Annotated in this window: 15 protein-coding genes; 5 read left to right on the top strand and 10 right to left on the bottom strand. The window is 41.7% G+C overall.

What is annotated here, in order from left to right; genetic code table 11:
• Positions 1 to 95: 95 nt before the first annotated feature.
• Both rne and AAC147_RS06385 read left to right on the top strand, forming a co-directional pair.
• Complete coding sequence (gene rne / locus AAC147_RS06380; RefSeq protein ID WP_047679656.1) at positions 96 to 3329, top strand: ribonuclease E; 3234 nt, start codon at positions 96 to 98, stop codon at positions 3327 to 3329.
• A 148-nt stretch (positions 3330 to 3477) separates the two neighbouring features.
• Complete coding sequence (locus AAC147_RS06385; RefSeq protein ID WP_047679658.1) at positions 3478 to 4122, top strand: SDR family oxidoreductase; 645 nt, start codon at positions 3478 to 3480, stop codon at positions 4120 to 4122.
• 34 nt (positions 4123 to 4156) lie between these two features.
• Here AAC147_RS06385 and tmaR read toward each other — a convergent pair whose 3' ends face one another.
• Positions 4157 to 4477: a PTS system regulator TmaR gene (gene tmaR, locus AAC147_RS06390; protein ID WP_047679660.1), complete on the bottom strand. Its 321-nt coding sequence runs from the start codon at positions 4475 to 4477 to the stop codon at positions 4157 to 4159.
• A 260-nt stretch (positions 4478 to 4737) separates the two neighbouring features.
• Here tmaR and sbcB point away from each other — a divergent pair, with 260 nt between their 5' ends.
• A complete protein-coding gene (gene sbcB / locus AAC147_RS06395) occupies positions 4738 to 6165 on the top strand; it encodes an exodeoxyribonuclease I (RefSeq protein WP_047679662.1) in 1428 nt (475 codons plus the stop codon).
• 117 nt (positions 6166 to 6282) lie between these two features.
• Here sbcB and dld read toward each other — a convergent pair whose 3' ends face one another.
• The 8 genes from dld to yieE all read right to left on the bottom strand — a co-directional run bounded on the left by dld (position 6283) and on the right by yieE (position 18110).
• Positions 6283 to 7998, bottom strand: a complete 1716-nt coding sequence (dld, locus tag AAC147_RS06400; protein ID WP_047679664.1) for a D-lactate dehydrogenase — start codon at positions 7996 to 7998, stop codon at positions 6283 to 6285.
• A gap of 182 nt (positions 7999 to 8180) precedes the next feature.
• A complete protein-coding gene (locus AAC147_RS06405) occupies positions 8181 to 9563 on the bottom strand; it encodes an APC family permease (protein WP_047679666.1) in 1383 nt (460 codons plus the stop codon).
• 659 nt (positions 9564 to 10222) lie between these two features.
• Entirely contained in the window at positions 10223 to 12205 is a 1983-nt protein-coding gene (locus tag AAC147_RS06415; RefSeq protein ID WP_047679668.1) for a ligand-gated channel protein, read from the bottom strand.
• Between the two features lie 146 nt (positions 12206 to 12351).
• Positions 12352 to 13140, bottom strand: a complete 789-nt coding sequence (locus AAC147_RS06420) for an ABC transporter ATP-binding protein (protein ID WP_047679670.1) — start codon at positions 13138 to 13140, stop codon at positions 12352 to 12354.
• Positions 13137 to 14219, bottom strand: a complete 1083-nt coding sequence (locus tag AAC147_RS06425) for a FecCD family ABC transporter permease (RefSeq protein ID WP_047679672.1) — start codon at positions 14217 to 14219, stop codon at positions 13137 to 13139. The genes AAC147_RS06420 and AAC147_RS06425 overlap by 4 nt, the downstream gene beginning before the upstream one ends.
• Before the next feature lie 19 nt (positions 14220 to 14238).
• Entirely contained in the window at positions 14239 to 15372 is a 1134-nt protein-coding gene (locus AAC147_RS06430; RefSeq protein ID WP_047679674.1) for an ABC transporter substrate-binding protein, read from the bottom strand.
• Positions 15373 to 15600: 228 nt separating this feature from the next.
• Entirely contained in the window at positions 15601 to 17088 is a 1488-nt protein-coding gene (locus tag AAC147_RS06435) for an amino acid permease (RefSeq protein ID WP_047679676.1), read from the bottom strand.
• A gap of 158 nt (positions 17089 to 17246) precedes the next feature.
• The gene (yieE, locus tag AAC147_RS06440) at positions 17247 to 18110 is read right to left on the bottom strand and encodes a DNA-binding transcriptional regulator YeiE (RefSeq protein WP_047679678.1); all 864 of its coding nucleotides are present in this window, start codon (positions 18108 to 18110) and stop codon (positions 17247 to 17249) included.
• 191 nt (positions 18111 to 18301) lie between these two features.
• On the opposite strand from yieE, the gene AAC147_RS06445 reads away from it, so the two are divergent.
• Both AAC147_RS06445 and nfo read left to right on the top strand, forming a co-directional pair.
• Positions 18302 to 19384, top strand: coding sequence for a YeiH family protein (locus AAC147_RS06445; RefSeq protein WP_047679680.1), 1083 nt, complete (start codon positions 18302 to 18304; stop codon positions 19382 to 19384).
• A gap of 125 nt (positions 19385 to 19509) precedes the next feature.
• A complete protein-coding gene (nfo, locus tag AAC147_RS06450; RefSeq protein ID WP_047679682.1) occupies positions 19510 to 20352 on the top strand; it encodes a deoxyribonuclease IV in 843 nt (280 codons plus the stop codon).
• On the opposite strand, the gene fruK is transcribed toward nfo, so the two are convergent.
• Positions 20338 to 21291, bottom strand: coding sequence for a 1-phosphofructokinase (gene fruK, locus AAC147_RS06455; protein WP_047679684.1), 954 nt, complete (start codon positions 21289 to 21291; stop codon positions 20338 to 20340). The genes nfo and fruK overlap by 15 nt on opposite strands.
• Positions 21292 to 21374 lie beyond the last annotated feature (83 nt).

Genomic DNA, 21374 nt, shown 5'->3' on the forward strand with positions numbered 1-21374 from the left:
GGTTTTGTAAAAGACACGAGGTCATCGGTTACCAGTAGTGCTTCTCTTTTTACTCGCAGCTCTATACTAATGTAAAAAATAATGAGTAAGTTAGAATGAAAAGAATGTTAATCAACGCAACCCAACAGGAAGAGTTGCGTGTCGCCCTTGTTGATGGGCAACGTCTTTATGATCTGGATATTGAAAGTCCTGGACACGAGCAAAAAAAGGCAAATATCTACAAAGGTAAAATTACACGGATTGAACCTAGCCTTGAGGCCGCTTTTGTTGATTATGGTGCAGAGCGACACGGCTTCCTTCCTATAAAAGAAATTGCTCGTGAATATTTTCCAAGTAATTACCATGCCCACGGTCGCCCCAACATTAAGGATATACTGAAAGAAGGCCAGGAAGTTATCGTTCAGGTCGATAAAGAAGAGCGAGGCAATAAAGGTGCAGCCTTAACAACCTTTATCAGTCTGGCTGGCAGCTATCTGGTTCTGATGCCAAATAATCCAAGAGCAGGTGGTATTTCCCGTCGTATTGAAGGTGATGATCGCATCGAACTAAAAGAAGCACTCTCTTCTCTTGAAGTACCTGAAGGTATGGGGCTTATCGTCCGTACTGCCGGTGTCGGCAAATCCGCAGAATCCTTACAAGGAGATCTGAACTTCCGCCTGAAACACTGGGAAGCGATTAAGAAAGCTGCAAACAACCATCCAGCACCCTTTTTGATTCATCAGGAAAGTAACGTTATCGTACGAGCTTTTCGTGATTATCTGCGTCCAGATATTGGGGAAATCCTGATCGATAACCCTAAAATCCTCGATTTGGCACGCCAACATATCACAGCTCTTGGCCGCCCTGATTTTGCCAGCAAAATCAAACTGTATAGTGGTGAAGTCCCCCTGTTCAGCCATTACCAAATAGAGTCTCAGATCGAATCCGCTTTCCAACGTGAAGTGAGACTGCCTTCTGGAGGTTCAGTCGTCATTGATACCACTGAAGCGTTGACTGCAATCGATATCAACTCATCCCGTGCAACCCGTGGGGGAGATATTGAAGAAACCGCTTTTAATACGAATCTGGAAGCCGCAGATGAGATTGCCCGTCAATTACGCCTACGAGACCTCGGTGGTCTTATCGTTATCGATTTTATTGATATGACACCCGTTCGTCATCAGCGCGAGGTTGAAAATCGCTTGCGTGATGCAGTTCGCCAAGATCGTGCCCGTATTCAGATCGGCCGAATCTCCCGTTTTGGTCTGCTGGAAATGTCACGTCAGCGCTTAAGCCCGTCACTGGGTGAGTCCAGTCATCATGTCTGTCCACGCTGTAGCGGTACGGGAACCATTCGCGATAATGAATCACTTTCCCTGTCTATTCTTCGTCTAATAGAAGAAGAAGCATTGAAAGAAAATACTCATCAGGTGCATGCCATTGTTCCTGTTCAAATCGCTTCCTACTTATTGAATGAGAAACGTAAAGCTGTCAGTGCGATTGAACATCGTCAGGGTGGTGTCGGCGTGGTTATCGTTCCAAATGATCAAATGCAGACCCCGCACTTCTCTGTTTTACGTGTCCGTAAAGGTGAAGAAATTTCTGCCCTGAGTTATCAGCTTTTACAGGTTCATGAAACGGAAATGGCAAATGTTCAGGAAGATACACAGCATGAACGTAAGCGTCCTGAACAACCTGCTATTTCGACTTTCGATCTGCCTACAGAAACTCCTGCACCTGTAACGGCAAAAACAAAAGAGAAAAAAACACCAGCAAATAATCAGCAAAAAGCAGACAAACCGGGTTTGTTCAGCCGTCTTTTAAAAGCCCTGAAAAAAGCATTCAGTGGTGAGGAAGAAAAACAACCACGGGAAAAGAGCAAAAAATCTTCCGGTAACGATAATCGCCGTTCATCAGACCGCCGTAATTCACGCCGTCAAAACCAACGTCGAGAGCGCAATGAAAATGAAACTCGTAATAATCGTGAGCGTGATGAACAACGTAAAGGACGTAATGCTCAGCCTAAAAATAATGTGCAGGATGATACCGTAATAGATAACGAGGCTCGTGAAACTCAGCAGCAACAGCGCCGTGAACAGCGTGCAGAACGTCAACGCCGCCGTCAGGAAGAAAAACGCCAACAGCAGTTAGAAATCAAAGCACAACAAGTAAGCAAAACTGAAGTTCCAGAGGAAGAAATAGAGGAACGTCAACCTGTTATGCCGAGGCGCCAACGTCGTCAGCTTGAGCAGAAAATCCGTATTACAGATAGCGTGAAAGAAGAAGCTGTTATTGCTGCCTTGTCAGCAGCCACGTCTGGATCTGCCTCAGTAATTGTAGAAGAAGAGAAAAAAGTTTCTGTACCGACTGTTATCAATACAGAAATGGAAGTAACGGCTCAGCTTTCTACCTCAGACGAATCCATCGCGCAAAATGCAAGTGTGCAAGCCCCATCTGCACAAAGTTCTCTGCAAGGTAATGAGCAGCAAGATAACATCATGCCACGTCGTTCTCGCCGTTCACCACGCCATTTGCGTGTCAGCGGGCAACGTCGTCGTCGTTATCGCGATGAACGTAATCTGACCCAATCACCTGTCCCTCTTGCAATGGCAGTAGTTTCACCTGAATTAGCATCAGGTAAAGTTTGGGTTAGTTACCCTGTCACACCTGTAATAACAATATCTGAAACAGAGATTTCAACTGAAATTTCTGCTGTTGAAGGAATAGCATCAGAACAATCCGTTGATGTCATGCAAATTCCTGCGGTTGCAAAAATGGCTGAACCAGTCTCAATATTTTCTGTTACTGAAGCAACAGAGACAGAGAAAACCACAAGCAATCACAAAGATGTTAAAGCTGAATCAGTGATCTATTCTGTGGCATCAGCTATAGAGCCTGCCTCTGAACTCACTGAAGCTCTAACACAGGAAACTGTAGGAGCAACTATCAGCATTAATAGCGTATATCAGGTTGAAACTGTACATAATGCGGTATTACATGAACCTGAGGAAAAAACACATCATGCAGCAGAACCGATCATCGTGACCTCTATCGCTGAACAGGAACACAATGAAGAACAGCCAACTGTCGCAACGGAAATATGCTCTCAGGCAACGGAAATTAAAGCGAAAGAGACAAAAGCTGCTGAACCACAGATCATCATGGCAAAAAATCATCACGCTTATTCCCCAATGACTAAAGCTCCGGCACCGGATATGGCGGGACAACCTGTCATTATTACTGAATGGCAACGCCCTGCTTATCCATTTAAAGGAAAAGGAGGTGCAGGTGGGCATTCTGCAACCAACGTCGCAACATCAGCAATGTCAAAGCCACAGTCATTCGAATAATCGAATAATGTAATCGCCTATAAATCAAATGGCTCCCAGAAAAGGAGCCATTTCTTATCATTCGCGCTAGAAAAACCGTCTGTTTCATTTCCTTTGAGCTCTGATTCCAATAAACTCAGATAGTTATCATTTAAAATGGTGAATTATTATGGATAAAATTTCGTCTACGAAACCTTGGTTGATTTTTGGTGCGGGCAAAGGTATCGGGCGCTATCTAACCGATATCGCACTAAAACAAAAACGTCCGATTACGGCATTAATTCGTAATGAACAACAGGCTATTGAACTAAGTTCAATAGGTGTGAATGTGATACAAGGTGATGCCTGTGACAGCCGAAGTATAGAAAAAGCTATTGAACATGCCGGAGAAAATCCCATTGTTTTTTCAACCATCGGAGGAGGTAATTCAGATCACTACGGCAATATTTCCATCATAGATGCGTTGGAAAACGCGCAAATTTCTCGCATGCTCTTGGTGACATCCATAGGATGTGGTGATAGTTGGCACACCTTATCACCACGTGCCAAATCATTATTCGGTCAATCAGTCAGGCTCAAATCACTGGCAGAAAGTTATCTGCAAACCAGTACATTAGACTTTACAATTATTCGTCCCGGTGGTCTGACTAATCAAGCAGGTACAGGGCATTGCCAACGTTATCAGGGGGAAATTCACGGTATGGTGAGTCGTGAGGATGTCGCTTTGCAATTGGCACATATGGCTGAGGATAAAGAGACTTATTACCAGATTTACGCTTTGGTCGATCCTGAACTAAAACCTCACTGGGGTTGATAAAGTAACCACGCCTTTCGGCGTGGTCAATCGCTTATTTTACTCCACCATCCATTGCCTTAAGCTTTTTGGATAATTCGCGGCGTTCTTTAGACAACTCAGCATTTTTGATAATGTATTCGTCTACTCGCTCTTCATAATCGCTACGCATATGGACGATAATTCCTTGAATATCTTCAACTGACATTCCCGGTTTAATGTAATCACTCAGATTATCCAGTAACAGTACACGTTTTTGGTTGTCGCGGATCTTTTTCTCATTATCTACGATTTCTCGTTGTAATTTATTTTTGCGACGAAAAATACGCACAAACTCTAATACATTATGGAATGTCGGCTTATTCGCGTTGTCCATTTTTTACACCTTTCTTTAATTAGAACGATAATTTTTTATGCTGACTACACAATACAATTTCAGGCAACACATAGACAAGCCAGTTTCGATAATTTATTGACGTAATGAGCCTATGGGTTACCATATCTTTAATCTAGCCACACAACAAACTAACTTACCGCGGATAAGACAACTCAAATTATATGAGCATGACTGATAGACAAGAATAATACATTGAAATCTAATTAGTTAAACCAACAACCAATGGATACAGAATTGCCTTGAGTAACGATAAAACCCCCACTTTCTACGTTCATGATTATGAGACCTTCGGTAAACATCCTGCCTTAGATCGTCCTGCGCAGTTTGCAGGAGTTCGTACTGACAGTGATTTTAATATCATTGAAGAGCCTTTAGTGGTGTACTGTGCCCCTGCTGATGATTATCTCCCTGATCCTGAAGCTATCATGATTACGGGAATTACTCCCCAATTAGCGCTGAATAAAGGGGTTAATGAAGCGGAGTTTGCACGCTTGATCCATGCTGCATTCAGTAAACCCAATACCTGTATTCTCGGATATAACAATATCCGTTTTGATGATGAAGTCAGCCGTAATATCTTTTATCGCAATTTCTACGATCCTTATGCTTATAGTTGGCAAAAAGGTAATTCTCGTTGGGACTTGCTTGATGTGTTACGTGCCTGCTATGCCCTGCGCCCAGAAGGGATCATCTGGCCAGAAAATGATGATGGTCTACCTAGCTTTAAACTGGAACATCTGACAAAAGCCAATGGCATAGAACATACTCAGGCCCATGACGCGATGTCAGATGTTTACGCCACTATTGCTATGGCGAAACTGATTAAACAGGCACAACCTAAGCTGTTCGATTATTTTTTCCAGTTAAGAAATAAACAGAAAATCAGCAATCAGATTGATATTCCACAAATGAAACCGCTGGTACATGTATCAGGTATGTTTGGCACTTTACGTAGTAATATTAGCCTGATTGCACCTTTGGCCTGGCATCCAACAAACCGTAATGCCGTTATCATGTGTGATTTAGCGGGTGATATCACACCTCTGCTGGAACTTAGTGCAGATGAATTACGTGAACGCTTGTATACCCGACGAAATGAATTACAGTCAGATCAAGCACCTGTTCCCATCAAACTAGTGCATATCAATAAATGCCCGATTATTGCGCCTGAAAATACTTTGCGCCACCAAGATGCAGAGCGGGTTGGATTAGATCGCAACCAATGTGCACAAAATCTGGCTATCTTACGTAGCAATCCACAAATCAGGGAAAAAGTGGTCGAATTGTTTTCTCATCCAGAAGAATTTCCAGAATCCGATAATGTTGATGCTAAGCTATATAGTGGCTTTTTCAGTGACGCTGATAAAACTGCAATGGAAATTATTCGTGAAACCACTCCTCAAAATCTGCCTGCGTTGGATTTAACATTTCAAGATACACGCATTAAAGCACTTCTGTTCCGTTATCGCGCCAGAAACTATCCGGCAACTTTGGATTATGATGAACAACAGCGTTGGTTGCAGCATCGTCGGGAGATACTGACACAAGAAAATATCACCCAATATTTTGCAACTATTGAACAACTTTTTATTGAACACCAATCTGATGAAGAGAAATGCCGTCAATTAAAGGCGTTGATCGACTATGCAGTTCAACTGGCTGAATGAATTTCAGTCAAAACAGAAAAAGACAGAACCCAGGTTTTGTCTTTTTCAATCCTTGTACAATGACTCTAGTTATGCTGATGATCAGAGCATTTATCAAAACATTGACCTGCACACTTTTTACCCCAATTTACCCCAATTTTTCAGCTTAGATGTTTTACCAATCCCTGGATTCAAACTATTAGTCGGATCATTCTTTTGATAAAACTGTTTAAGCGGGGGCTTAGCCTTATACAAATGACCTACATTGTGCTCAGCAGGATATTCTGCTCCTCTCCGGTCTAAAATTTCCAGCATCTTCTCTTTCAATGCTTTAATATTTTTACCTTTTTTGACAATGTAATCCTGATGAAATACATGACACATAAAGTGACCATAATATAAACGATGTACCAGTGCATCATTGATTTCTGGCGGCAGATGTTCAAACCACTCACGATCATTACGTCTGAGAGCAATATCCAATGGCAAAATATCTTCTACTTCATTGCTGTGCACTGCCTGATACCGAATAGCGGCTCCTGCTGCTACAAAGCGATGTAAAAAAGCCTTGGCACCTTCTTCTGGGGTACAGACGAAATATTCCCCCTCTGCCTGTTTGAAATAACTCTCTAACCATTCATTCGCTTCTTTTATACCTTCACCAGACATTTTTAATAACAAATGATGTTCAAAACGATCCCGATATGCTTTCAGACGCGCGGGTAAATGTGAAGGTAACAAACGGCTTAGTCCCTGCATTACCCGATCTATTAAATGTGCTGGCAAAAAAGGAATTTTGCCGAAAATGGTATCCATCCGCCCTTTTAAGCTGAAGAACTTTGGCATTTTATCAGTGCCAAGTTTATCAATCATAACGAAGATATCTTTGCCATAAACTTCAGCGACATCAAAAATATCCCGATGCATATACTCACCAGCAATCGGCAAGTGCTGAAAACTCGATAAGATATGTCGGCGTAATTCTGTCAAAACTTCCGGTTGATTCGTACCGATATAGAATACTTGTGTAGAAGGTTCTGCCGCGAAGGTATCTAAACGAACGGCGAAAACAATCAATTTACCTGCGCAACCTGAGGCTTCAAACAACCTGCGTTCATCAGCATTAAAACGTGATGGGGTATCCGCATCAATATCACGAACCCGCTGGGTATATTCATGATCAGAAGCGACTCTTTTATTTTGCTGAATATCTTCAATACGGTAACGTTGTTCTTCTAAACAAGTCAGGATTTCTTCTGGCGAGTTCCCCAATTCTATACCTAAATGATTGATAAGCTCGGCTTCACCTTTTTCATTCACACGTCCATATAAAGCCATTTCGGTATAAGCAGGCCCACGCTGAACTAAGGAACCACCAGAATTGTTACAAACTCCGCCAATAACCGATGCACCAATACAGGAAGAACCAATGACCGAATGCGGTTCACGGCCAAGCGGTTTTAATACTTTTTCCAGATTCCACAATGTGCTACCAGGGAATGCAATGATCTGATTGACAGATTTGAGAACCTGTATTTTATCCATTCTCAATGTACTGATAATGATAATATCGCGATCATAATCATTACCATTGGGCGTAGAGCCTTCCGTTAACCCCGTATTAGCAGCCTGCATTAAAATAATCTTGTCTGCTTCTACACATGCCTTGAAAACTTTCCACTGCTCCAGTAATGAGCCGGGAAAAACAACAGCAAGGGCATTTCCTTGCCCGGAACGAAAGCCTTTGCGATAGCGTTCTGTTTTTTGAGGTTCAGTAAGAATATGAGAAGAACCCACAATATGAGTAAGAATTGCAATGAGTTGCTGATTTTGAAGAGTCTTAACATCATTCATAATGATTTTCTTACCTTAATGTAGAATCAAACGGAAATACTTTTAATGACATTATTAAGGACAAAGTTTAATCATATTATATGACGTATATTGGTTATTTTTTAATTAAAATTAATTTGTTATTGACAAAAAAAACAGCACTCAAAGGTGCTGTTTCTTAAAAAACAATATGGCAATGAATTTTATACAGATTCACTGAATTGTGGCATGGGCTGCCGGAAGCTGCGAGTCAGGAAGAACATATAAAGCAGACCGATACCTGCCCAAATTAGACCCAACTCCATAGAGCTTGCTTCCAGATTTGTCCACAATACCCCTACTGTTGCTGCACCAAATAATGGCAACAAAAGGAAATTGATAGTGTCTTTCAGAGTATTATTACGGCGTTCACGAACGTAATATTGCGAAATTACGGCTAAGTTTACGAAAGTAAATGCAACCAACGCCCCGAAGTTGATCAATGCCGTCGCCGTCACCAGATTTAAAAATCCACTTGATAAGGCAACTACCCCAACCAAGATAACGTTGATTGAAGGCGTGCGCCATTTCGGATGAATATAGGCAAATATTTTCTCTGGCAATACACCATCGCGCCCCATAACATAAAGCAAACGAGCCACACCCGCATGTGCCGCCATACCAGAAGCCATTACAGTGACACAAGAAAACACCAGGATAATGGCCTGGAACAGTGCACCAGCAACATACAGCATAATTTCTGGCTGAGATTCATTCGGGTTTTTAAACCGAGAAACATCTGGGAAATAGAGCTGTAAGAAATAAGAGACAGCAATAAAGATAACACCACCGATCAATGCAGTGAGGAAGATCGCTTTCGGGATCACTTTACCTGCATTAGGTGTTTCTTCAGACAGAGAAGTGATGCCATCAAAACCAAGAAATGAGAAACAAAGTATCGTTGCCCCGGTAATCATTGGAATTAATTTCGCCTCTTCTGATGTAAATGGCCGGGCACTAAATAGTGTTCCTGCACCTTCACCGCTATGTATGCCGTGTATTAATAAACCGACAAACGCAACTATAACGGCAATCTGAACAACGACAATCAGACCGTTGAGATTAGCAACAACATTAATACCACTCAGGTTGAAAACGGTCATTAACACCGCCAGACTAACTACGAAGACCCACGGATCAATACCAGGGAAAATGGCCTGAAGATAAATTTTTGCCAGCAAGATATTGATCATCGGCATCAGCAGATAATCCAGCAAAGATGACCAACCTACCATAAACCCAAGATGGGGATTCATTGATTTTTGTACGTAAGTGTAGGCAGAACCTGCTGACGGGAATCTTTTTACCAGTTTCCCGTAACTCAAAGCTGTAAATAAAATTGCAATCAGCGCGATAGCATAAGATGTCGCAACATGCCCATCCGTCAATTTGGAAACGATACCAAAGGTATCAAAGATAGTCATTGGCTGTATATAGGCAAGCCCCATCATGACCACTTGAAATAAAGTCAGTGTTCTTTTCAGTTGAACACGATTGCTGGCACTTGCCTGAACAGTACCGAGAGTGGCTGTAGTATTATGCGACATGAGCGAAACCTCCCATAACTTCGATCTGGGTATTACTACAACTACTTAATCGATAGTTACTGGGTAGACTTCGCATCTGTCTATAAACAGAAAAGAAAGAAGAGTTGGAAGATAGCGAACTGACAGAGGGCCGTGCCCCATAATCGTCATTGCAGCAGCGAGCGCCAATTGGCACAAGTGCAAAAGCGAATAATTGCTCCATATTTGCGTTCCTCAATACAGCAGCTCTTTTCATTAGTAGCTGCTTATGGTCAGTATCGATCCGGAGAATGTCCGGTCTCTTGGTGTTGTAAAAAATAACTCAATGCAAAAAAAATAACTGATGCATAATTACGCACCAGTTATTTTTAGTGGACGCATTTTGCACTTCAAGTCCAGAAATAGCAAGGGCTATCACACTAAAAATTCATTATTTTTTACAATACAAAAGAGTACGCTGGAATCTCTTCTTACTGAAAGAGTTCAAAAACGCAATGCTATCACATCCTTTGATTGGCGATTAATAATCTTTTAGCACAGAAGTAAATTATTTGCTATTTAAATATGACAAGCATGATATCAAAAAAATCTGCTCTTAGTCATAATGACGATAAAGAGCAGATTTAATATTACATTTAATCGATAATAATAACTCTAATTAATATAAACCGAAATGTTAATTAAAAGTCATAATTAATGCCGATATTGTAACGGCGACCGTCAAGAGTAGCTCCGTGGATTTCATCCGTCACACGTTTATCAAAGACGTTATAGACACCACCTAATACTCTCAGATTTTTCGTGAGACTATAAGTCATACCCAGATCAACAAAAGAATAGGAAGGTGTACCACTTCCTATTGATGAACGGTACTGAAAGTTCTTTGTTTTCCCACGGAAATTAATACGAGCCCATGTTTCCATTTCTGGCAATGTCTGCCAGTTTAGGGTTGCATTAGCCATATGTGTTGGCATCTTATTCAACGGTTGGCCCTTAAACTTGCCCGTTTTCTGCTTAGAATAGGAATAAGTATAGTTTGCTGCCAATGATAGATTTTCTCTGATATCCCAATTTATGGTCGTCTCTATACCACGAATGTTCGCTTTACCAACGTTCATTCTTCCATTAACAAAATCATAATCACCCTTGCCAATTGATTTACAAGATACAAGTGATTTACAAATGTTAAATTCAGTGATTTTATCTTTAAAGTTTGTATTAAAGATTGTGATACCCACATTAAAATTTTCTTGGTTGTTCCAGATCACGCTAATTTCTTCATTAATGCTTTTTTCTGGTTTCAGTTTTGGATCACTTTCGATCACGCCATTGCTACGTCCCCCTCCCGTCACTTGCAACCAATTAGGCGCAACATGTCGCAAGTTAGGTGAGCGATATCCTGTAGTGATACCACCTTTAATTGTCCATTGCTCATCGGCACGCCAGACGCCATATAAGCGAGGGGTTACATGGGCACCAAAAAGTTGATCTTTATCTAGACGAATACCTCCCGTCAGAGCGAAGTCATTGATGATTTGCCATTCATCTTCAGCAAACAACGCCCAACTCCAGCGAGTAAGCTTATTTGTATTTGTACCGTTCTCAGACGCCGATTTATTGCCATTATCGCGCAGGTCTTCATAACGATATTGTCCTCCTACGCTTACTGTATGATCATCTAAAGTAAATGTGGTTTGATTATTAAAGATAGTATCTGCAAATTTCATCTCACGTTCAGGGTTCTTCGATTCATCCCGCTGAATATAAGATGTCATTGTGCCAAAGTCATAAACACCGTTATGTGTTATCGAGTAATTATTACGCGCATAACGGCTGGTGTTATCTTCACAAGATCTTTTCGTACATGGACGAGTTTTACCAATTGTTGAATCACGATCTTGCTCATAACGCCCGGCTTCAAAATCAAAGCTATTTTGCTCATTTGGTGTTAAAGAAAAAGTCGCCGCACCATTACGCATTTCTTGTTTTCTATATCCATCAATAAATTTATCTTCATTACGGTGAGAAAACAGGCCAGTCACTTTTAATCCTAATAAACCATCAATTAACGGTCCTGCAACATAAGCGCTGGTTTGGTAGCTATTACCTGATTTTGTACGTTCAGTCAGGGTAGTATCTGCACGTAAACTGCCATTCCACTCTTTATGAACCTTACGAGTAATGATATTGATAACACCGCCCATTGCATCGGAGCCATAAAGGGAAGACATTGGCCCACGTACAACTTCAACACGTTCAATTGATGCCAGCGGTGGCAGCCATCCCTGCTCAATACCTGAACCATCACTGTTTGGACGAGTGCTGCGAGTGTCAACACGCTTACCATCAATTAGTATCATTGTGTATTGTGATGACATACCACGGATACTAATATCACTGCTGCTACCGCCCCCCGTAACGACGACTCCCGGAACATCTTTCAATGCATCCGTCACGTCACGGTAAGCTTTGGTTTCCAACTGCTTACGACTAACCACCGAAATGGAGGCTGGTGCATCTTCAATTTTTTGCTGGAAACCCGCAGCAGTGGTAACAATAATTTTATCTTCGCCATTATTAGCTGCATTAGCAGCCAAAACAACGCTGGATGAGACAGCAGCAATAACGCCTAAGACAAGTTTCTTCTTTGCAAAAACGACCATTCCCGATTCTCCAAGATGTAAAATAAAACTATTTAATTTGGATAATCGACATAAACTCAATATGCAGGGATAAGAATTTATCCCTACCAGTGTTATCTTTTTATTTACTCTTCAATTAAATAAAACAACTTATGCTTTTTATTATTTTAACCAGCCAAATCCATTACGAGGCCATCAATTAATACTTGAGGTATTCCCTGAGAACAGCGTTCTATCCTGCCCTTAACACCATATACTTGAGCCAGACTGTCCGGTGTTATTACCTGTTCAGGTAAGCCTTCAGAAATTAATTCACCTTTTTTCAACATTAATATATGGTCACCATGACGCAGTGCAATATTAATATCATGCACAACAACAACGGTAATAATATTACGGCGACGTGTTTCACGTGCGACTAAATCCATAACGTGATACTGGTAATTTAAATCCAGCGCACTTAACGGTTCATCTAATAATAATAATGTCGGCTTTCTTATCAAGGATTGAGCCAAACCAACCAATTGTTTTTGTCCACCGGATAATTGATCCAAATAGCTCAACGCCAAATGTTCAATCCCAAGCTGGCGTAACAATTCCATGACTTCTTGTTCGCACTGCTCACTACTCACACCACCTGATGCCCGCTGAGCAACAATCACAGATTCCAGCACATGCAGATGGACGCCTGCAGGCAATGATTGAGGCAAATAAACCACGTTCTGGGCACGTTGGGCAAAATCCATCTGCATTAAATCCTGCCCATCCAACAGTAAAGCACCATTGGCTTTATTTAAACCCGCCAGTGAACGCAATAACGTTGATTTTCCGCTGCCATTAGGCCCGAGTAATACCGTAATTTTCCCACGTGGTAGTGGATTTACATCCAGATTTTCAATAACAGGATGCTTTGGATAGCCCGCCGTGAATCGACTGATTTTCAGTCCCTGATTCATACACTCCCCCTATGGCGTAACACGATACTCAAGAAGAAAGGAACACCAACCAAAGATGTCACAATTCCCACAGGTATGATGACACCCGGGATCAAATTCTTGGACGCGATAGACGCCATTGACAGTACCAGTGCACCTATCAGGGCACTCGCTGGCAAATAGAAGCGGTGATCTTCACCAAACATCAGTCTGGCAATATGGGGAGCAATCAGACCAATAAACGCAATCGGCCCAACAAACGCCACCGCCAGTGCGGTCAGAATACTAATACGTAACAAAGTGCCCAAACGGAGACGACGGATATTAATACCAAAACTAATCGCCCGATCTTCCCCTAGACGCAAAGCGGTCAGTTTCCAGGAATTCATCATAGAAACAGGCATAAGCATCAGGAATACCAGCAGCAAAGTACCCAGTTTGATCCATGTTGCCTTTGAAAGACTACCCATTGTCCAGAAAACCAGCCCCTGCAAGGTATCTTCCGTCGCAATAAACTGCATCATGGCAACCAGCGCCTCGAAGGTAAATACCATTGCAATACCAAATAGCACTACACCAGAAGTGGCAACTTTTGTCCAACGTGTAATCCCATCAAGCATCAAAGCAGCCAACAGAGCAAAAATAAAAGCATTTACAGAGATAAGCCACTGATCAGGTATACCAGGAATACCAATACCTAATATGATTGCCAATGCCGCGCCAAAAGAAGCGGCATTGGTAACGCCCAATGTAGATGGGCTGGCCAGCGGGTTATTCAGAACGGTCTGCATTTCAGCGCCCGCCAGCCCCAGAGACAAGCCAACCACTACCGCCATTAAGGCATAAGGTAATCGAATATCCCAGACAATTACCCGGGTTCCTGCATCCATACTCTCCGGCGAAATCAGTGTCTGCCAAAGAGCAGGCAAAGATAGCCCTGACGGCCCCATTGTCAAATCTAATACTAAAGAGATGCCGATAATCAAAACTATCAACAACATCCATGCAATACGTCGATACAGAATATGACGATAGTGTGCTTTGATATCACACTCATCTTGTTGTTTCACCATTGGCATAGGCTCGGTAGTGACGCTCATTCTTATTACCTGTTACTGCTTATTTTTCACTGACCCAATATGTGCCTGCTGGCTCAATAGCCAAGAATTTAGAATGAAGTTCTTTCAGTGTTTGCTGTGGATCTAAATCAGCGAACTTTTCAGGATAGAACCACTTAGCAAAAACTTGTGTAACGACAACGTTATAAGGCGAATTATAGTAATGATGCCAGATAGCGTGGGTACGGCCTTCTTTCACTGCGGTCAGGTTATTAATACCTCTGCGTTCAGTGATAGATTTCAAACCTGCGCGGGCAATATCTGCGGAAGTCTGAGCACCCATCTGGATACCTTCACTTTTCTCACCTGGATCTTGCGCACCACTGGCGATGTAAATATAAGGATCAACAGCAATCACTTTTTCCAGGTTCATTGTACCCAGTGGCGTTGGCAGAATCTCTTTAGCGATATTTTTACCACCAGCCAGATCAATGAAATTCCCCATGTTGCCATTGCCTGCCGTACCACAGCAATCTTCGATAGAGCCTGCTCTCAGCTCAATAAATACAGAAGGTTTTTTCTCCGCGGGTATACGGTCAGTAATATCAGTGACCAGTTTCTGATTCTTTTCATAAAAATCAGCGTAAGCACTCGCTTGTTTTTCACGGTGCAGCATTTTGCCTAACATACGAATGCTTGGCAGCGTATTTTTCAATGGGTCGTTGCGGAAATCGACAAAAACAACAGGAACACCTGCTTTTTCTAATTGTTTAACCAATTCACTGTTTTTGCCTGGACCATGACCAGATAAGCCAAAGATAGCCACATCAGGATTCAATGTCAGCACTTTTTCAGAACTGACACTATCAGCACTGGTGTTACCTATCAGCGGAATATTGTCAATTTCAGGGAATTTGGCTTTATAAACAGAGTAAGTTTGTGGGTCAAGTTTACGAAAATCCCCCTGCCAACCCGCGATACGGGCCAGAGGTTTATCTCCTTCTAATAAGGCGATGGCATGGAATAAACGACCTTCACCCAACAAGATACGATTGACTTTTTCAGGCACTTCTACAGTACGTCCAGCAACATCCGTGACTGTTTCAGCCCAAGATGCAAAACTTGTCATCATCGCAGAGCTTGCCAATAGACTGATACTCACGCCTTTCACGATTGTTTGAAATCCAAACTTCACTTTAGTTAGCCTCTTTATGCAATAATTTTGCCGTTAACAATAAAGCAAATAAGAATAATTATCAATGCGACTTATTCGACATATCCGAAATTTAATTGTTATAATTTTGCTTTTATTCTATAAAAAATAAAAACTGCCGATTCCATCACAGAACAGGCAGTTTTTATAAAATACAAATAATAATATATTAATAAAAAAGCTTCATTCTATTGGTTTTCTATTAACAATTTATTCATAATTTGTATTCTTTAATGATGGAAATTCCATCTCGCTGTATTTGACAAAACGCGTTTTCTTTTTCAGCTTATAACCAAACCAAATAATTAAGAATAATGGAATGCCGATATAAGTTGCCGTAACACCATACCAGTCTATAGTATCTTGCAGGAATGCCTGATAGTTCTGGCCCAATGTGATCAGCAAACACAGGATAAACGCAAAAATCGGCCCGATAGGAAAAAAACCGGAACGATATGGCAGTTCATTGAGATCTCGCCCTTGAGCAATATAGCCCTTACGGAAACGATAGTGACTAATCGCAATACCAAGCCACGCAATAAAACCCGTCATACCTGAGGTATTCAACAACCACAAATATACCGTCTGGTTGCCAAACATTGAGCTGAGAAAACATAATCCCGCTACCACGGTTGTAACATAAAGCGCATTACGTGGAACACCACCTTTCGACAAATAACCAAAAATCTTAGGCGCCTTACCTTCTCGTGCCAATGTGAACAACATGCGGGTTGAAGCATACATTCCTGAGTTCCCCGCAGATAATACAGCGGTTAAGATTACTGCGTTCATCACGGCGGCGGCTGATAACAACCCCGCATTTTCAAATACCAGTGTGAATGGGCTGACACTAATGTCCTTCACACCATTACGTAACAAACTCGGATCTGTATAAGGAATAATTAAGCTGATAATTAAAATGGCAAACACATAGAATAATAAGATACGCCAGAATACCTTACGTACAGCACGGGGAATGTTTTTCGCGGGATCTTTTGATTCCCCTGCTGTGATACCAATAAGTTCAGTCCCCTGGAATGAAAAACCAACAATCATTGCTACCCCAATCATGGCCGCAAACCCACCAGCAAATGGTGCATCACCAATAGTCCAGTTATGCCAGCCAGCGCCCTCAGCGCCTTTCATGATACCGACAATCATCAGAATGCCGACAACAATGAAAACAATAACTGTAGAAACTTTGATTAGAGAGAACCAATATTCCGCCTCTCCGAATCCTTTAACTGAAATAAAGTTCAACAGGAAAATCAAACTAAGGAATAAAGCACTCCATATCCAGCCCGGTACATCCGGGAACCAATATCCCATCACCAATTGAGCAGCAACAAGGTCAACTGCTATCGTAACCGCCCAGTTGTACCAATAGTTCCACCCTAATGCGAAACCAAAGCCTTCATCAACATACTTAGAACCATAGGTGGAAAACGACCCTGATACAGGCATGTAAGCAGCCAACTCACCTAAGCTGGTCATCAGAAAATAGACCATCAGGCCGATCAGTGCATATGAAAGCAGAGCCCCACCTGGGCCGGCTTTCGAAATGGTCGCTCCAGAAGCAACAAACAATCCTGTGCCAATTGATCCGCCAATGGCAATCATCGCCATATGTCGTGCTTTTAATTCACGGCGCAGGATTTTTGGAGCCTGATCCCGTGGCATGCTTTGTTCTTGAGACATTCTATTCCTATATCATCGAGAATAATTTTTAGTGCGGGATTGTAACAAATCTTTGTCTCCAGAATAGCGGCGATTGAAGGTTATAAGATACCTTCATGATCAGCCGCTAATTATAAGCTACACGATTATATGTTATTCCATATGGCATTAAATTGATGCTAATGACAATAGCTCAATAATTTTTGTAACGCGTTAGACATGTGTTTCTGTCGGTGATAAATCAGATAAAGCGTACGATAAAGTTGTAGCCCCGGTATTATTAACTCAATCAACGTGCCATTCTGTAATTGCTCCCGGACAACCCGACGCGACAAACAACTAATTCCCATTCCATACTGAACGGCATGTTTGATCGCTTCCGAATTGCCTAATTCCATTGCAATATTGAAGCGGGGCATCTGCGAGAACAGAAGATGGTCGAGAACTTCTCTTGTTCCTGAGCCTTTCTCTCTTAATATCCAGGGTGCCTTAATCAGATCTTCCACCGTCAAATTAGCGTTTGCCAGCGGGCTTCCTGGTGAGGAGAAAACAATCAGTTCATCTTTCATCCACGGTTGACTAATTAATTCAGGATTGTGACATAACCCTTCAATCAAGCCCAAATCGACCCGGAATTCCACAACCGACTTTATAACATCTTCAGTGTTACTGATATTCAATTCCAATGGTGTATCAGGATAATCCTGACGGTATTTCGCCAGCATTTCAGGCAACATATAGTTACCAATCGTACTACTGGCTGCTAGTCGCAGTGCTCCCAAGTCTAATTTGAAAAGCTGCTCCACCTCACCAGCCTGTTCAAGCAGTGCCAATGCTTTAGGGTAGAGCAAACGACCATGCTCATTAGTAACCAGTCGTTTTCCTACTCTGTCAAAAAGCTGCACACCCAACTGCCCTTCAAGATCGGTTAACGAAGCACTGACCGCAGATTGTGATAACGCTAATTGTTGAGAAGCCTGTGTCGTTGAACCACTTTTCAGAACTTCTGCAAAAATCTCCAGCTGTCTCAGAGTGATACGCATATGGCCTCGCGGGAAGCAAAAAATAAAATGATAAGATAATCTTGATTTTAGACACTATTACGCAACTTAACAAAAGTCACCTTCAATCAATCTAATTTACTGGTTAAATATATAAAAATAATCAATTTTAATAATTAAATTATTTGCTATATGCTTATTCCCAAAATACATAAGTAATACGAGTGGCAATAATGTCTGAAAGTAAAATTGATGCAACTGGCACAGCTACCCGCCACCCTGCACTATATTTCATTCCCGGAATTGTATTAACTGTAATACTGACAACAATTGCCACTTATCTGAGTCATATCCCATGGTTTACCAAGCTGGGACTCAGTGTTTTGACCATCGCAATTCTGCTAGGGATTATTGTCGGAAATACGCTATGCCCTTTATTAGAATCAACTTGTGGCAAAGGGGTCCATTTCGCCAAACACTATCTGTTGAGAGCAGGTATTATTCTTTATGGTTTTCGATTGACATTCCAGCAAATCACCGATGTTGGCGTAACAGGCATCTTGATTGATGTTGCTATGCTATCCTCTACTTTTTTTATTGCATTATGGCTTGGGCACGTTTTTTTCAGAATGGATAGCCAAACAATCATACTGATTGGTGCAGGAAGCAGTATTTGTGGTGCCGCTGCGGTTATGGCTACTGAACCTGTCGTTAAAGCCTCTTCCGATAAAGTCAGCGTTGCCATTTCTACAGTTGTGATATTCGGCACACTTGCCATCTTTATTTATCCCTGGTTTTATCAAATTAACATCCAACATCAGTGGTTCTCTTTTTCTCAAACAGAATTTGGCATGTTTTCCGGCTCTACCATTCATGAAGTTGCCCAAGTCGTTGCTGTTGGTCATACACAAGGAAATGATGCTGAAAATACGGCCGTTATCAGCAAAATGATCCGCGTTATGATGTTGGCTCCCTTTTTATTACTGCTTTCTGGTTATATTAGTCGCACAAAAGCTAAAAACTGTGCCAACGATCATGGAAAAGCGTCAATTACCATTCCATGGTTTGCAGTATTTTTTATTATTACAGCAGGTTTCAATTCTCTCCAGTTATTACCTGCATCCATTGTCAGTCATATCATTATCGTTGATACTATCATGCTAACAATGGCTATGGTTGCTTTAGGATTAACAACCCATGCCAGCGCAATTCGTCAGGCTGGTACCAAACCTATTTTGTTAGCCCTCCTTTTGTTTATCTGGTTGATGGTTGGGGGACTAATTATTAATAAAAGCATTCATTATTTATTTGGTTAACATTATTTTCCCAAAAGTTCGGCTTTATATTTCAGATGCTGCTCTACTATCTGGGTTCATGCTTTACAGAATTTCATTAACAACAAGAACAATGCATAATTAATGAAACAAAACAGGAGAAAGATATGAAATTTGTTGGAGCCCATGTGAGCGCTGCTGGTGGTGTTGATCAAGCTGTAATTCGAGCTCATGAATTAAAAGCAACCGCTTTTGCACTGTTCACGAAAAATCAACGCCAATGGAATGCCCCACCTTTATCAACAGAAGTGATTGATAAATTTAAAGCTAATTGTGAGCACTACGGCTACGGCAGCCGACAAATTCTTCCTCATGACAGCTATCTGATTAATCTAGGACATCCTGAAGCAGAAGGGCTGGAAAAATCCCGCGCTGCATTTCTTGACGAAATGCGGCGTTGTGAACTGTTAGGTATTGGTTTACTTAACTTTCACCCCGGTAGTCATCTTAATAAAATTGATATTGATAAGTGCCTTGCGCGTATTGCTGAATCTATCAATATTGTGTTAGAAAAAACACAAGGTGTAACGGCTGTGATTGAAAATACTGCCGGACAAGGAACCAATCTTGGTTTTAAATTCGAACAGTTAGCTGCCATTATTGAGGGTATCGAAGATAAAAGCCGGGTTGGTGTTTGCATTGATACCTGCCACGCTTTTGCAGCAGGATATGATTTACGTACCGAGAAAGATTGCGATGCCACATTTAAAGCATTCGATGAAATTGTAGGATTCAAATACCTGCGAGCCATGCACCTTAATGATGCCAAAAGCGAATTCTCCAGCCGTGTTGACCGCCATCACAGCCTTGGTGAAGGAAACATTGGTAAAACACCTTTCAGCTATATCATGAAGGATAACCGTTTCAATGGCATTCCAATGGTACTTGAAACGATCAATCCAGATATTTGGGATCAAGAAATTGCCTGGTTAAAATCACAGAAAATTTGATTGCCTGACAGAAGTCAGCTTGATCTTTGACATCATTGATGCCAATTCAGTTCGGCTTCTGATCCCTACATTCGGCTGGCCAACCGTCAGTGCAGAGACGGCGGTTGCCAGACGCAATGTATGTTCACTGGATTCACGCATCAATAAGCCGTAAACCAACCCACCAACCATTGAGTCTCCCGCACCAACTGTACTGATCACTTCACAATATGGTGGCTTTGCCAGCCATGCACCAGAAGCATTAACCCACAATGCTCCCTGCTCTCCTAATGAAATAACAACATGCGCAATCCCTTTATGACGCAATGTATGAGCCGCATCAATTATGCTATCCAAATCAGGCAAAGGCTTACCCACCCAAGTTTCTAATTCATGACGATTGGGTTTTACCAACCAAGGAGTTGCCTTAAGCCCTGCCACAAATGCTTCCCGACTGCTGTCAAAGATAATACAAGGGCAACATTGCTGTAATCGTTTCATCCAGTCCGTAAAAGACTCTGGAGAAACACCTTCCGGTAAGCTGCCACTGACCACGACCATATCAAACTGCCCTAGCCATGAAAGAGAATCATCAATAAATTGATTCCACTCCTCTTCTGTTACATGGAAACCTGAAAAATTAAAATCCGTTACATCACCATGTTTTTCTGTCAGTTTCACATTGATACGTGTTCTGCCAGAAACTAAATGGAAACGATTGTTCATTTGGTTCTCATTGAAAAAATGTTGAAAACCTTCCTGATTTTCCTTTCCCAGAAAACCACTAACTGTGACATCAATACCCAAATCGCGCAGTACCTTTGCAACGTTATTCCCTTTACCAGCAGCATGTAGCCCTGCTGTCTTTACGCGATTAACGGTTCCCTTAACAATATCTGGACACAGGCCAACTAAGTCATAAGCTGGATTTAAAGTTATTGCGGCAACTCGACGGCTCATCTTGCCCAGTTTCTCCTGAATAAATAATCATAAATCATATTAAAATTCCTCTACTATTTATAACATCAAAATTGAATCGTTTC

Origin of the sequence: Xenorhabdus sp. NBAII XenSa04 (genome assembly GCF_963866145.1) — a bacterium.
GTDB classification, from domain to species: Bacteria; Pseudomonadota; Gammaproteobacteria; order Enterobacterales; family Enterobacteriaceae; genus Xenorhabdus; species Xenorhabdus indica.